14 protein-coding genes are annotated in these 14,591 nt (G+C 63.1%); 11 read left to right on the top strand and 3 right to left on the bottom strand.

The genetic code is table 11. The annotated features are described in order from the left end of the window. The first annotated feature begins 129 nt into the window (after window positions 1-129). The 9 genes from CRO39_RS05610 (at window position 130) to CRO39_RS05645 (ending at window position 8,706) form a co-directional block, all read left to right on the top strand. Window positions 130-2,553 (top strand): TonB-dependent receptor, encoded by a 2,424-nt coding sequence (locus tag CRO39_RS05610; protein WP_097120900.1) that lies wholly within the window; start codon window positions 130-132, stop codon window positions 2,551-2,553. A gap of 189 nt (window positions 2,554-2,742) precedes the next feature. Next, window positions 2,743-3,402: a response regulator transcription factor gene (locus tag CRO39_RS05615; protein ID WP_202926243.1), complete on the top strand. Its 660-nt coding sequence runs from the start codon at window positions 2,743-2,745 to the stop codon at window positions 3,400-3,402. A gap of 58 nt (window positions 3,403-3,460) precedes the next feature. Then, complete coding sequence (locus CRO39_RS05620) at window positions 3,461-4,768, top strand: sensor histidine kinase (protein ID WP_176520162.1); 1,308 nt, start codon at window positions 3,461-3,463, stop codon at window positions 4,766-4,768. 97 nt (window positions 4,769-4,865) lie between these two features. Then, complete coding sequence (locus CRO39_RS20870) at window positions 4,866-5,033, top strand: hypothetical protein (protein WP_176520163.1); 168 nt, start codon at window positions 4,866-4,868, stop codon at window positions 5,031-5,033. Between the two features lie 8 nt (window positions 5,034-5,041). Beyond that, window positions 5,042-5,521: a helix-turn-helix domain-containing protein gene (locus CRO39_RS05625; RefSeq protein ID WP_097120903.1), complete on the top strand. Its 480-nt coding sequence runs from the start codon at window positions 5,042-5,044 to the stop codon at window positions 5,519-5,521. A gap of 120 nt (window positions 5,522-5,641) precedes the next feature. Next, window positions 5,642-6,259 carry a hypothetical protein gene (locus tag CRO39_RS05630; RefSeq protein ID WP_097120904.1) on the top strand — a complete coding sequence of 206 codons (618 nt, stop codon included), beginning with the start codon at window positions 5,642-5,644 and terminating at the stop codon, window positions 6,257-6,259. Between the two features lie 79 nt (window positions 6,260-6,338). Next, on the top strand, window positions 6,339-6,788 hold the full coding sequence (locus CRO39_RS05635; protein WP_141400728.1) for a hypothetical protein: 450 nt from the start codon (window positions 6,339-6,341) through the stop codon (window positions 6,786-6,788). A gap of 597 nt (window positions 6,789-7,385) precedes the next feature. Beyond that, entirely contained in the window at window positions 7,386-8,087 is a 702-nt protein-coding gene (locus tag CRO39_RS05640) for a hypothetical protein (RefSeq protein ID WP_097120906.1), read from the top strand. A gap of 184 nt (window positions 8,088-8,271) precedes the next feature. After that, window positions 8,272-8,706 (top strand): hypothetical protein, encoded by a 435-nt coding sequence (locus CRO39_RS05645; RefSeq protein ID WP_141400730.1) that lies wholly within the window; start codon window positions 8,272-8,274, stop codon window positions 8,704-8,706. A 132-nt stretch (window positions 8,707-8,838) separates the two neighbouring features. On the opposite strand, the gene CRO39_RS05650 is transcribed toward CRO39_RS05645, so the two are convergent. Then, window positions 8,839-9,972: a DUF3500 domain-containing protein gene (locus tag CRO39_RS05650; RefSeq protein WP_202926242.1), complete on the bottom strand. Its 1,134-nt coding sequence runs from the start codon at window positions 9,970-9,972 to the stop codon at window positions 8,839-8,841. 204 nt (window positions 9,973-10,176) lie between these two features. Between CRO39_RS05650 and CRO39_RS05655 the strand changes: the two genes are divergently transcribed. Further along, the gene (locus CRO39_RS05655; protein WP_097120909.1) at window positions 10,177-10,806 is read left to right on the top strand and encodes a TetR/AcrR family transcriptional regulator; all 630 of its coding nucleotides are present in this window, start codon (window positions 10,177-10,179) and stop codon (window positions 10,804-10,806) included. 155 nt (window positions 10,807-10,961) lie between these two features. Here CRO39_RS05655 and CRO39_RS05660 read toward each other — a convergent pair whose 3' ends face one another. Together CRO39_RS05660 and CRO39_RS05665 are read right to left on the bottom strand one after the other, a co-directional pair. After that, window positions 10,962-12,290, bottom strand: coding sequence for an NTP/NDP exchange transporter (locus CRO39_RS05660; RefSeq protein ID WP_097120910.1), 1,329 nt, complete (start codon window positions 12,288-12,290; stop codon window positions 10,962-10,964). A gap of 17 nt (window positions 12,291-12,307) precedes the next feature. Then, on the bottom strand, window positions 12,308-13,366 hold the full coding sequence (locus CRO39_RS05665; RefSeq protein ID WP_097120911.1) for an SDR family oxidoreductase: 1,059 nt from the start codon (window positions 13,364-13,366) through the stop codon (window positions 12,308-12,310). A 172-nt stretch (window positions 13,367-13,538) separates the two neighbouring features. Between CRO39_RS05665 and CRO39_RS05670 the strand changes: the two genes are divergently transcribed. After that, window positions 13,539-14,435 (top strand): LysR family transcriptional regulator, encoded by an 897-nt coding sequence (locus CRO39_RS05670; protein ID WP_097120912.1) that lies wholly within the window; start codon window positions 13,539-13,541, stop codon window positions 14,433-14,435. The last annotated feature ends 156 nt before the right edge of the window (window positions 14,436-14,591 follow it).

The raw sequence follows: 14,591 nt of genomic DNA on the forward strand, positions 1-14,591 counted from the left end.
ACCACAGTCGGAAACAGCTGCCCCGGCCTGTCAGAAAAGTACTCTGACCCCCGTTCCGGCAAGTTTCGCGACAGACTCGATTGCTAGCATGGCTCGCCGATAACGACCAACCGTTCGAGGAGCCCGTCGATGCCGCATCGATTCTTGCTGCTGTTCGCTCTTGTGTATACCTCTGTCTCACTTCCGGCACATGGCCAGGCGTCGCAACAGGGGGCGGCGGGCGCCGTTCGCGGGCGCATTGTGGATGCCGTGACTGGACGGGCAGTGCCGATGGCGACGGTACAGATCATCCGCAATCAGCGCGTCCACGGCACGGTTGAAGCCGATGCCGCCGGAGAGTTTTTGTTCGATCGCGTTCCGGAAGGTGTGTATTCGGTCGAGGTAGAAGAGCAGGGCTATCTGAAAGCCGTACAGGCGGATGTACGGGTCGTGCTTCGCAGAGCGACCGCCGTCGAGTTCGCGCTGGTGCGTGGGGGCGATGTGGTGGTGCTTGACAAAGTGGTTGTCTCGGCGCGCTCAACGGCGGGGGATCCGCGGGCAACGCCGAACACCGTGCTGCTGGAACGTGAAGAGATACGGCGCAATCCCGGCAGCGCAGGCGATGTGTTCCGCGCGCTGGACGTCCTGCCTGGCGTCGTCTCGACGGGTGAGTTCTCAAGCTTCACCGTGCGCGGCAACGGGCCGCGGGACAACCTGATCCTGATCGATGGCATTCCTTTCGACAAGGTTGCGCATTTCGATGAGTCGTTCGGCGAGCAGGAAGCCGTCGATGGCGGCGGACGATACTCGATCTTCGCGCCGAACATCATCGGCAGCGCCAAGTTTTCTCCGGGTGGCTGGCGGGCGGCCGAGGGCGGCAAGAATGGATCGCTGCTTGAGCTCGAGATCGCCGAAGGCAACCCCGTGAGCTCCACGGCCGGCGCACGTGTCGACATCATCGGCATCGAGGCGGACTATGACGGGCCGAGCTATGTGGCCGACAACACCAGCGTGCTGCTTTCAGCGCGCCGGTTCGATTTCAGCCGCCTGTTCGATGCGATCGATGAGAAGGACATCGGCACGCAGCGCCTGACGGACGTCATCGTGAAGTCCGTCACCGAGCTGAACGACGATCATCGTCTCGAGCTGCTGGCGATTTCCGCAAAAGAAGATTCCAGGCGAACGGTCGAGAATGCGCTCGCGTCCGAAAACTTCGAGGACGTGGGGCTTGAGGATTCGAGGCAGGACAGCACATTGCTTGGGGTGACCTGGCGGTGGTCTCCCGGTGATGCCGCACAGTTGCGCAACACGTTCTATTACCGAAAAAGCGACATGACGGGCACGGAGGGCGAGGCCTATCCGGATCTCGCCGGTCCCGACCCGACCCCTGCAACGACGCCGGTCCGCGAGGACATCCTGCGCGTCAAGGAGCGTGAAACAGAGATTGGCTGGCGCAGCGATTTCAGCACGATACTCGGCGCGAATGGGATCTTCTCCACCGGCGTGCGGGTCGCCCGCGTGGATCTGGACTTCGACCGCCGTCTCTCCGGCGACTGGACACGGTATGTGTACAGGCAGTCGGACCCTCGCCCCGACCCGACACAACAGTACATCGTGCTGACGCCCGAGGAATACGACTCAAGGCTGAAGGCTTCGGAGACGCAGATGGCCGCGTATGCCGACTACGCCTGGACCCGCGGCGATTTCACGTGGACACCCGGAGTGCGCTACGAGCGCGATGGATTTTCCGGAAAGTCCAACGTCGCCCCGCGCCTGTTGGTGAGTTGGCAGCACGATGCGGCCACCCGGGTGTGGACCGGAGGTGGCGTGTACTACCAGGCACCGCGTTATCTTGATATCGCTGCCGATCCGTCCAACCTGGATCTGAAGAGCGAACGCTCCACGCAGTTGGTGCTGGGCTATTCCCGGCACCTGAGCCAGGACCTGCGTTTTTCGGCCGAAGGTTATTATCAGAAGCTCGACGATCTGATCGTGTTCGACGATCAGACCACCAACACCGCAACCAACAGAGGCGAGGGATCCGCGACGGGCGTGGATCTGATGCTTGCCAAGCGCATGAGCCGCAGCTGGAGCGCTTCGGCGACCTACTCATACTCGCGCGCCCGCCGCGATGACAGGCTGGGCGAAGGGGAGTATGCGTCGGATTGGGATCGGCCGCATGCGTTCGGTATCGTCGGCGCCTGGCAGCCGAGCGATCGTTGGACATTCTCGGCGAAATGGAAATATGCTTCGGGCCGGCCCACCGATGCGTTCATCGTGCACAGCGACGTGTTGGGAGGCGCAGGCCCCGTGCGCTACTCGAAGGAGCTCACGCGCACCAACGCCGAGCGTCTTCCAGCCTATCATTCGCTGAGTCTGCGCGCGGACTACCAGCGCCGCTTCGGCCCGCTGAGCCTGGTTGCCTATCTGGATATCCTGAACGTCTACGGTCGCGAGAACGCCAACGGTTATGAATGGGACGAACGTCGCGGCGTCAACATCATCGAAGGACTCGACGAGCCGCTGCCCACCATCGGACTCCGGTTCGAATACTCTTGGACGCCAGGCGAATGAGCCGGTCGCTAGAGCGTGCTATGTACTTTGGGGTGCCTTATCCGCGTGTTTGGGCCGTTGCGAAGCAAGACGCGGGCCGCCGCCAAGGCTGGTGGCCTTGGCAAGGGCCGCAACGCCGGGTCGCAGCGGCCCAGGCGCGCGGGAAGGTGCTCCAAAGTGCATAACACGCTCTAAGGTGGCCCAGTGAGATTGCTCCTCATCGAAGATAACCAGCGCCTCTGTCAGGCCGTCGCGGAGAGCCTGCGTGCGCAAGGGTTCGCGGTCGACACCGCGGCCTCGGCATCCGAGGGACTGCGGGTCTGGCGGGCGGCCGACTACGATGCCGCCGTGCTCGATCTCATGCTTCCGGATGGCACCGGCCTCGATGCGCTGAAGGAAATGCGTGAACGAGGAAACATGACGCCCGTGCTGATCCTCACCGCTCTGGGAGCGGTGGAGGATCGCGTGAGCGGTCTGGATTGCGGCGCGGACGACTATCTCGTCAAGCCATTCGCGATGCAGGAGCTCATCGCTCGGCTGCGCGCGCTGTTGCGTCGTCCGGGCGCGGCGTTGGGTCGCACGTTGACGCTCGGTAGCGTGAAGCTGGATACGTCAGCACGCGTCGCCACCGTCGCCGAGACGCCGCTCGATCTGACACGCTCGGAGCTGGTCGTGCTCGAAGCGCTGCTGCGCAATCAGGGGCGCGTCATATCGAAGGAGAGAATTGCCGAATGCCTGTACGATTTCGAGAAAGAGCGCAGCGCCAACTCGGTGGAGACGCAGATGCACAGGTTGCGCAAGAAGCTCGCGGCCGCGGGCGCTGATGTTTCGCTCCGGACTTTGCGCGGTCTTGGCTATCTTGCCTCCTGAGCGCGGCTCGATGCGAGCCCCATCCCTGCTTCGAGCACTGGTCGTTCGACTGACCATCGTGGTCGTGCTGGCGCTGGCCGGCAGCTATCTGGTGTTGTACTTCGAATTTCGCGAAGGGCTGTGGGGTCTGGAAGGCCAGAGCATCGCCATCCAGGTGCAGGATCTGCGTGCGTCGATTGTGCCGGGGACGGACCCGCCGCGCCTCGAGTTGCCACGGCACCTGCAAGCGTTCTACGCCCAACCGGATGCGTTGAACGGTTATCAATTGCTGAGCGCAGATGGCACGATGCTGGCGTCAGGCGGTTTCTCTGCGCCTGATCTCCCATTGCCGGCCGGTCAAGGCGGTGGGCAGGTCGTCATGCAACTGGAAACGGATGCGGTGTCGGGCAGCCGCATCATGGCTGCGGCGCTTCATCTCGATGATCGTCACGGCCCATACTGGTTGCGTGTGGTGCGGAATCTCGAAGATCCAGAGAGTCTGGTCGCCCAGCTTATGCTCGGCGCGTTGGACGAGCTGTATTGGCCGATTGCCCTGCTGTTGGTCGCCGTGGTCAGCGTCGTGGTCGTGACGGTGCTGTCGTCGCTTCGCTCCTTGCGTGCCGTCTCGTATCAGGCCTCGATGTTGTCGCTGTATCGTTTGGACGAGCGGTTGCACGCCAAAAACCTTCCCCGGGAGCTCGTTCCTTTGGTTCAGGCAGTCAACGCCTCGCTCGGTCGGCTGGAAGCTGACTATCGCGTGCAGAGGGAATTTACCGCCAACGCCGCGCATGAGCTGCGTACCCCGCTTGCGACGTTGCGAGCACGGCTTGAGTCCCGCTTCTCGGCGCAGGAGCTTGGCGATGTTACGTTCGAAATCGAACAGCTCGCGCGGCTCGTCGAGCAACTGCTCTGTCTTGCGCGCCTCGATTCGCAGGAACAGTTCCAGTTTGCCGCGTTCGACGCTCACGCCGTAGCGCTGGAAGTAGCTCGGGAGCTGGCGCCGGTTGCGCTCGAATCAGAGCACTACGTGATCGCCACGACGCCCGACGCTTCCGTGCCTGCGTACGGGAATGCAACACTGACGCGCCTGGTCTTCCGCAACCTGATCGAGAACGCGATTCAGTACACGCCCGCCGGCACCTCGATCACGCTGTCCGCTGGTCCTGCCACTGTGATCATTGCCGATGATGGGCCCGGAATCGCTGCGGATACCGCTGCGTCTCTGTTCGAGCGGTTCCGGCGCGGTCCCAATGCCTCTGGCTCCGGCGCGGGTCTGGGGCTCGCTATCGCGAAATGCATCATGGAAAGGCAAGGCGGACGTCTGTCGCTCGACGCGAATGCGGCCCGCGGGGCGCGTTTCGTTATGGAGTTTCCCGAACCTGAGTAAGGGTGACATGGGACGGTAACAATGAGCGGCACCGAAAACGCCCTATCAGGCGTCAAGCGCTCCGCTACCGGTCTGCATTTGACCGCCCGCACCACGCGTGGTGAAGATGGCGGTGGCGTCGTATGTATTCGCCTTTCTCACGCAGCTGGCGCGGGCGTTGTTGGATGGACCGGACCAGCCCGAACTCTCGATTCCCGCGCGGCTGCTTGTGGCCGGGTTTGTCGGTGGCATCAGCTGGGCGCTGTTGCGAGGCAAGTCAACTTGAGGTCAAGCATGGGCGCGATGGATATTGGCGAGGTGGCGCGTCGGTCCGGGGTGTCGCCTTCGGCCCTGCGCTACTACGAGCAAATCGGACTGATTCGTTCGGTGGGCCGGAACGGATTGCGGCGGCAGTTCGACCCGGGCGTGCTGCTGAAACTTTCGCTCATTGAGCTGGGGAAGGTGGCAGGCTTCTCGCTCGAAGAGATCGCCGGGATGTTTGGAGGCGATGGGACCCTGGGCATTCCCCGTGCGGACCTGCATGCGAAGGCCGATGAGCTGGGCCGGCAGATTGCCGGGCTTCGTGTGTTGCGCAATGCCGTCCGCCATGTCGCGGATTGCCCGGCTCCCTCCCATCTGGCGTGCCCCAACTTCCAGAGGCTTCTCAGGTCGGTGTCGCCCAAGCGAGGCGATGCCCGCGCGCCGCGCGCCGCACCGGATGGCCGACACCTGACCCAAGGCGCAAGGAAGCAGGCGCGCAAGCGGAAGGTGTAGCCAGAGCGGGGCGTTCGGTCGCCGGCGTCAGGCGCATTGCCTGCACAGGCAGTTCCCGGCCAGAATGTCGCCTAGTGCGCGGGGGCGCACCCAACCTGGGGAACGATGATGCGGAAAGTTATGGCAGGCCTGCTGGTGCTGGCCGGCACGCTGGTGGCTGCACCGGCTTTGGCACAGGACACGATACCGGTGCAGGACGGGCTAGCGGCGGCGGAGACGGGCACGCTGGTGGTGGACATCAAGCCTTTCACCAGCGAGAAAGAACTGCCCAAGAAGGTCGCGCGCCGGCTGCAGAGCGGTGCGCTTGAATGGGGCATCCGCGACCGGCAGCTGGTGTTTACGCTGGTCAACAAGCAATTCATCGATTTCCCGATCAGCCACATGACCCGCTACGGCCAGCAGGAGACGCTGTCGCTGCCCGCGGGCGAGTACAAGGTGACCGGCATCGGACTGGATATGACCACGAGTTTCAGCGTGGAGAAGGTCCTGGAGCGCGGCGCCTTCGTCAACGAGGATGTGCTGGTGTTCCGTATCGAGCCGGGTAAGACCACCACCTTGTCGATCAATCCGATCATCCGGCGCGATGCTACCTTTGCCGTGAACTTCTGGATGCCCACGCTGATGACGCGTGCGGTGACCGAAACCGAGGATATGCCGGAGTCCGCATTGAACACGCGCGGGCCGTCGTCCATCGCGTGGCCCGACTACACCGGCCCGCTGAAGTTCGTGGCGAAATGAGCCGCTGCGGAAAAGGGCCGGAGGGCGTGATATTCAAGGCGCGCTGGTGCGGTCGTCAGGCAGGAAGATCGAGGAGCCCATGAGAATCATATTGCTGCTTTTGGCGATGTGCCTGCCAGGCCTGGCGTTGGCCACCAGCGTCCTGCCGAAGCCGCTGGAAGAGATGGTACGCGAGGCAGACCATGTGGTCGTCGCGAAGATTGTCAGCGTCGACATGGTCGATGGCCGTGGACGGCCGCTGACCCAGCGTAATGCCAGGACAGGCCCCGGATTGCCGAACCAGATGCGGTTCAATCTTGAGGTGCAAGAAGTGTTGTTTGCCCGCACGAAGCCGCCGCCGCGCACGTTGCGTGTGCCGCTGTGGCAGATGTGGCACTACTCGCTGGGTACCATGCAGGACGACTTGACGGGTGCCACCGGCATCTTCCTGTTGAAGGGCGATGCTTACGAGCCCGTCTATCCCGCGGGATTCCAGCGGACTCTGAAAGAGAGGGCTGAGATAGTGCGCTTGCTTGGAACGCCCTCGTAAAGCGGAATCCGCCAAATGAATGGCCATCAGCTCAGGGAAGCATGAATGCTTGCAAGACGGACCGGGCACTGCGCAAGCTGCCATAAAAGGATAAAGGAAACAGAAATCTTCTCTGCCGGCGCTGGCAGCAGAAAATTTTTTCAGTTGACCTGCAAACGTTGTGGTAGTCACAACTACCTGAATCCTATCTCGGATGCCTTGATAGCTGCCGCATCTTTGGCTGGAGGTTTCTTTTGTTCGCTTGTCATTACGCAGAATGCATCAGAGTATCTGATAGTTATTCTTGGGGTTCCGCTGATGATGATTGTGCGGGGCCTGATCTGTTGCGCGTACCTGCGCGTGTTCAAACTTCGAAGCAAGATGTTTTTTCGTTGGGGTTAGGCCGTGCTTACCCGGCTACTTGCTATGGCAGAGTGGTTGGGGAAACATCGGGTTGAAACTCGCCCTACGCCTGTTGCCTGCCGTTTCGTACCGGAACAGGACAGGATGTCTGCCTGGAAAGGTATGCTGTCTTTGGAGTCCGGCGGGAATGGGAAGAACAGGCTCGGCCGGGTAAACATTCTGTCTGTAAGGAGGAAAGCTATGTGGGTAAGAGGGATGGCGCTGTTGCTGTTCTTCGCCGCGGGTTGGGCGGCGGCGACGGAAGTGGAGCTGGAGGTGGGCGGCACAAGCCTGCGGTACGACATGCCGGCCGGTTACGTGCGCGTCAGCGAAGAATCGCCGGCGCTTACCCAGTACCTGCAAGCGGCCATGCCGCCGGAAAACCGCCTGGTCGAAGCGTTCTATACGCCTGCTGATATCCAGACCCTGCTTGCCGGCGGTGGTGCGGTCAAGGACACCTACTTCATGGTGCAAGCGAACCGCAGCCTGGAATCCCATACCGTAAGCGCTTCGGACTGGCGCAGCTTGCTGGTCCAGGCGACGGCCGTAATGGACAAGGTGGATGTCAATGCCCAGCTCGCCAAGGACGGCGAACGCAACCAGCGCATGAGCGAGGCAGCGGGAAAACCGGTGCGTATGGAACTCGGCAAGGTGGCGGCGCCGCAGGTCTACGTCCAGACGGACAACGAAGCGCGCTTCGTCGTGTTTATTCCCTTGACCATCAACGTCGATGGCGAGCCTTTGACCATCAATGCCGTCTGTGCTGGCGCCATGGTGCTGGTCGCCAACAAACCGCTCATGGTCTATGCCTACCGGGCTTCGTCCACGCCCGCTGATATTGAGACTGCGAAACAAGCGCTGGGCAGCAGCGTTGACGCATTGCTGGCGTTGAACGGTTCCACGCAACGGTCGCCATGACGGCCAGCAAACTGAAAGGCGGCGGGCTGGACTGGGGTCCTATTGCCGTGAAGGGCGCGACAGGTGGCGTCATCGGCTTGCTGGTCGGCTTGGTCGCTTGGTTGGCAAGACGGCGTAAACGCCGGTAGTGCGGTTGGAGTTGGAACCACAGGCCAGGACACGCGGTGACACGGGGGCGAAAACAATGAGCGGCACCGAAAATCCCTATCAGGCTTCCGGCGTTCCGCTACCGGTCTACGTTCGGCCGCCTGCACCACTCGTCGTGAAGATGGCGGTGGCGTTGTATGTATTCGCCTTTCTCACGCAGATCGCGCGGGCGTTGTTGAATGGACTGGACGCGCCTGAACTTTCGGTTCCCGCGTGGTTGCTTGTGGCCGGGTTTGTCGGTGGCATCAGCTGGGCGCTGTTGCGAGGCATGCAGTGGGCTCGGATGTGGATCGCATTCCTGACGTTTTTGCCTGTGGTGACGCTGGCGACACAGGCGCCGTGGATGCGGCCGTTCCCTGACGATTGGCTGCTCACAGCAGGTGTGATTGCGCGCATCGCCGTTGGCGTCATGATGTTCCTGCCTTCGGCAAGAGCCTGGTTTGCACCAGTTCGTAGAGCGGGAGCCGCGTAGCCGGCCCGGGTAAGCGCGGTGCGCCCGGGACAGGTTGGATTGCGCGCGCGTTCCCCGGGTACGGCTTTGGTCTTACCCGGGCTACTGGCTACATTGCTTGGGCCACGCATTGCACTCACCGAGTGGGCGGCATCACGGCTTGGTGCCGCCGTAGTCGGTCAACTTGTCCCGCCATACGGCGTGGACGTGAGGCGAGTCGGTGGAGTAAGGGGGATCCATGACAAGCTCGATCCATACCGTGGGGCCATCGATGCGGACGTAGTCGCCCTCGTTGGTGAGCGAGGTGGAGCCGGAAAAGCCAAGGTAGGTGGAACCCAGCTCACTCCGGTAGCGGGAGAGGATGGATGCGGCGCTTGCGTCGGAGATGTCGTTCACATACAAGCCGATGGCTTTCATCAGCAGGGAACGTTGCTCATCGGTCAGGGAAGAGACCGGGATTCCCTCGGGCTTGTTGGGGAAGTTCCAGTCCTTCTTCCTTGCCTCAGGGCCGAGCAACAGCTCGTCCTGTTTGCGGGAAAGCTTGGCGGCGGCACGTTGCGCTGGGTCGAGCGAGGCGAGCAGGGCGACGAACGTTTCCCATTCCTGAAGCTGGGGCTTGAGGATTGTGCCGTCATGCTCGATGGCCGTGTGAGGCTCGATGGCTCTGAACGAGGGCGTGGCGCCCACCAGGACGCCATCGCGGTAGGTGTTGTTCAGGGCGAGGTGGTGGCCGCCGAACTGCAGTTGCCAAGTGCCGGTGTCCGAAGGGGGCCCGAGAAAGGCGACATGGAAATTGCCCCTGCCATAACCCTCCCGGCCTCCGTTCTGCCGGATCCAGTCGTCCACCGACAGGTGTTGCTGGATCTCATCGTAGCCCTCGTCCTTTCCACTGCCCGTGGCTGCCGCCAGCAGGCCATTGAACGCCTGCCATTGCTCGGCCGACAACGTGCCCAGGGCCAGTCCGATTCTGGCTTTGTTCTTGCCAAGCGCCCACTGCGGGTAGGTGTGCCACCGGGAAGCGTTGGCGAAGGTGTAGTCCTGCAGGAGTCTGGTCCGCTGCTCAGCGCTGAGGGTAGCGATGAAAGCCTTTGCCCTGCTGAGCACCATTGCACCCGAATCCCGGGATGCCTGGTCGATTGCCATGGGAATAGGCCTGCCCGCCTCAGGCTGCGCGGATGCCGAAGACGGCTCGGGGAGAGAGTCCGCTTTGCACCCGCCGCACCCAAGGATGAAGATGAGCGTGCCAAGCAGCGTCATGCGATTTGCCGTGTCGGTGAAAGGATGCATCGGTTGATTTCCCAGGAGTTGCTGGATGAGTTTCGGGTACGTGGAGACGATTGGCTTGGGTTGAAGTGGAGCGGCCAACCACGTCTTTCTGCGATGGACGCTATGGGGCACCAAAGCTAAAATGCGATTGATTCGTCGCATTGGCAGAGTACGGGCCAATGGCGGCGTTTTCTATTCGCATTCCTCGGCGGACCAATCGGCGCGATGGCCAATCGCAAAATCCCGCAGATTTCGACACGAAAGCTGCCCAAACAGGCGCGCTCGGCGGATCTTGTGGCGGCGATCCTGGAGGCCGCTACTCAGGTTTTGGCCCGCGAAGGCGTGCAGCGATTCACCACCGCCCGGGTTGCCGAGAAGGCGGGGGTCAGCATTGGGTCGGTGTACCAGTATTTCCCCAACAAGGCGGCAATCCTGTTCCGCCTGCAAAGCGATGAGTGGCAGCAGACCACGGAGATGTGGCGAACCATCCTGCAGGACGCCGGCAAGGCGCCCCTGGAAAGGCTGCGGCTTCTGGTTCATGCCTTTGTGAGGTCGGAGTGCGATGAAGCCGCGATGCGGGTAGAGCTTAACGACGCAGCGCCTCTTTACCGCGACGCGCCGGAAGCCCAGGCGATCAAGTCTTCGGCAGACCTGATTTTCGAAGCCTTCATGATGGAAGTTCTGCCGAAGGCGACCGCGGAAGTGCGTTCATTGGCTTGCGACTTGATTGCCACGACCCTCAGCACCGTGGGCAAGGAATTTTCGGAAAGCCCGCGATCATCCGCCGAAATCGAAACCTACGCTGATGGTATGGCTGACATGTTCTGCGCATACATACGGGAGCTCGCCCGCTAGGGCGCTGCTCCTGAAAGGCTCCCCGCCAACGGCGCCGGGATGACGAGCTTTGATTTTTTCAGCGTTGCCCTAGAAAAGTCCGGGCCGCAGTGCTCTGCAGGTCACTCCTCCATTCCCCGGGTGCGGCCGTTGGCCTTACCCGGGCTACGCTGCCGTTACCCGGGTACGGTGCTCGGCTGACCATCGCCGGTGACGGCACTCCGGCTCAAGCGGTCTGCCTGCCTGCCCAGGTACCAGCCCAGTGCGCCCCATGCCAGGGCGCAGGCGGCACCGACCAGCGCCACCAGCATGGCGCCCTGGCCCAGCAAATCCAGTGCGCTCTTGACCCACGCGCTGGTGGCATCGCCGGCGCGGTAGACCACCGTATCGATAAAGCCCTTGGCCTTGTACTTGGCCTCCGCATCCAGCGGCGCAAACAGCATTTCCCTCCCCGGCCGGACGAAGGCGTGCTCGCCGATGCGCCGGACGATCATCAGCATTGCCAGCATGGCGAAGGTCGGCGCCAGCGCCAGGCCGATGAAGCCCACGCAGACCATCATCGGGACGATGGCCAGCAGCATGCGCACGCCCATCTTCTGGGCGATGCGCCCGGTGATGAACACCTGGGACAGCAACGCTCCCGCCTGCACGATGACATCGATGATGCCGAAGACCCTGATTTGCGAATCGCGGTCGGGAAAGTGCTCGGCCACCAGCCGCGCCTGCTCGAAATAGAGAAAGGTGGTCACCGTGGCCAGCAGTACCACGAAGCCGGCGACCGCCAGCAGGTAGGGCGAGCGCACGACCCGGGTCAGGCCGCTGAACGGATTGCCGGCAATGGGCCTGCGCGTGCTCTCCGCCGGCGGCGCCCCGGGCCTGCCGGCGCCACCTGTCTCGCGCCAGCGCATCAGCGAGAACTTGAGCGCAAGGGCGATGGCCAGCAGCAGGCCTGCCAGCAGGACCAGCCCGACCTGGCCGATGGCCGCCACCAGCAGGGCGCTCATCGCCGGTCCGACCAGACCGCCGACGCTGGCGCCGGCGGCGATGAAGGCGAACAACCGCTTGGCCTGGCGCCCGTCGAACACGTCGGCCATCAGGCTCCAGGTCACCGAGACCACGAACAGGTTGTAGACCGAGATCCACACATAGAACGCCCGCGCCACCCAGACGTTGTCGCTGCTGAGGTGGAACGAAACCGCAAATGCCACCAGGTTGAGGCAGAAGAACCCATACACCCAATTGACGAAGTGGATGCGCTGCACCCTGGAGCTGAGCCACGCGAACAGCGGCACGACCACCAGCGTGGAAACGAACGTCGCGGTGAACAGCCACTGCAGGTTCTCGACCCCGGCCATGATGCCCATCGACTCGCGAACCGGCCGCAGCATGAAGTAGCCGGAAAACAGGCAGAAGAACAACGCAAACCCCGTCAAAGCCGGGATCAGCTCGTGGCGTTCGGCATTGATGGCCGCGCCCAGGCGCCGCGATACGATGGCTGACAGCATGATGATGGCGCTCCTCCTCAGCGATAGCCGATGCCGGTGAGCCGTTCGGTGACCGTCCACAGACGGGCAGCGGCTTCTGCATCGCTTGCGGCGGGAGGCACCGTGGCCAAGCCGAGCGGTCCGCGCCGTTCATCCTGGCCAGTAGGCCCGTAGTAGGCCCCGGCTTGCGCCTCGGGCGCGGTAGCCGCGTACAGCGTGGGCAAGGCCCCCTGCGCGGCAGAGTGATAGTGGTCGCGGTCCCTGGCCCAGTTGCGTCCGAACTCGCTGTCCAGGCCGGGACCGCGCGCGATCAATTCGGTCACCGCAACGCCTGGATGGGCGGCAAGGCTTTGAATTCCCCAGCCTTCGGAGTCGCTGCGCCGTTGCAGTTCGAACGCGAACATCAGGCATGCCAGCTTGGATTGGGCATAGGCCGCATAGGCGTCATAGCTCTGCTCGGATTGCAGGTCGGCGAAGTTGATGCGGCCGCGCGCGGCGGCGATGCTGGACAACGTGACGACGCGGGCGGAATCGCTTTTGCGCAGCAGCGGCAACACCTGCGCGGTCAAGGCAAAGTGGCCGATGTAGTTGGTGGCCAGCTGCATCTCGAAGCCGTCGGCCGATGTCCCGCGCTGGGGAGGCGCCATGATCGCCGCGTTGTTGATCAGGCCGTCCAGGCGGGGCAGCGTGGCGTTGAGGCGTTCGCCCAGCGCGCGCACCGAGGCCAGGTCGGCCAGGTCGACCGCTTCGAACTGCACCTGGGCTTGGGGATGCTGCTGTCTGATGCGGGCGATGGTTTCCTCGCCGCGCTGCCGATTGCGGGCCGCGATGACCACCCGCGCGCCGGCCCCGGCCAGCGCCTTGGCATCTTCGTAGCCCATGCCGCTGGTGCCGCCGGTCACCAGGAAGATGCGCCCGGCCTGCGAGGGCATGTCCGTCAGGTTCCAGTCCGGCTTTGGGGAACTCTGCGCAAGCGCGCTGCCGGCCTGGAGCAGGCCGCCCAGCAGCAGGCCGCCCAACAGCAGGCCCACTGCCACCAGGCCGCTGCGGTACAGCCGGCGGCCGATGGACAGGGGCTGCGTTCGAATATTCGTCATTGTTCAATCCTCGTTCTTGGGGGTGGATCGACGCGCCCGTTCGAACCGGCAAGCCGGTGCGTCGGTGCCAACCGATTGTTGAGGTCTTGATTGCATCCGATAAGCCGTATAAAAGTGGATGCCGTGTACGGTTGTTCGTACAATCGCGTCCCGGCATGAGGAAGAAAGACAAGTGCGCCAGCCCCATCTGAGCGATGTCGTGCTGTTTGCAGCGGTGGTGGAGGCGGGCGGCTTCCGCGTTGCGGCGCAGAAACGCGGCATGTCGGCCTCATCCCTCAGCGACTGCATCCGGCGGCTGGAGGCGGACCTGGGCGTCCGGCTGCTCAACCGCACGACGCGCAGCGTGACTCCGACGGAGGCGGGCGCCCGCCTGTTGCAGCGGTTGCGGCCGGCGCTGGAGGAGATAGATGCCGCATTCAACGACCTGGACGACAACACGCAGCGGCCGGTTGGCACCTTGCGGCTCAACGTACCGGTGCCGACGGCCCGCTTCGTGCTGCCTGGCCTGATCCCCGCGTTCCTTGAGCGATACCCCGGGGTGAACGTCGAAGTGGCGATGGACAACACCCACATCGACATCATTGCCGCGGGCTACGACGCTGGCGTGCGTTACGAGGAAAGCCTGGCCAAGGACATGATTGCCGTGCCCATCGGTCCCCGCCGGCAGCGTTTCGTCGCCGCGGCGTCTGCCCGCTACCTTGAAAAGAACGGCGTGCCGCAACATCCCCGGGACCTGCTCGCTCACCGCTTGATAGGCCACCGTTTCGAAAGCGGGAAACTCGGCGTGTGGGAATTCGAAAACAACGGCGACATCGTCCGCATCCCGCCCCAGGGGCCGCTGCTGACCTCCTCGCAGGATCTCGAGGTGGGCGCCGCGTTGGGGGGCGCGGGAATCATCTACACCTTCGAGGAATACCTGAGGCCATTGCTGGAGGAAGGGAAACTTTTGCCGGTGCTGGAAGACTGGTGGCAGGCATTCGAGGGCCCGTACCTGTACTACCACGACCGCCGGCATGTGCCTTCGCCACTGCGGGCATTTGTTGATTTCCTGAAAGACGAAGCTGCTTGAGGGAACGGCGGGAATAAATACCGTACGGGATATGCACCCTGCGCCTGGCGGTTTTGCCTGGAGCGTCGGCGTGACTGCCGGCACTGGTTGCAGCGGTTGCGCCGCGGTTACACAGGGATCGATCTGATGGCATGGCATCCCGCTTGGCGCTTGACC

The organism is Pseudoxanthomonas wuyuanensis, assembly GCF_900215535.1.
GTDB lineage: Bacteria > Pseudomonadota > Gammaproteobacteria > Xanthomonadales > Xanthomonadaceae > Pseudoxanthomonas_A > Pseudoxanthomonas_A wuyuanensis.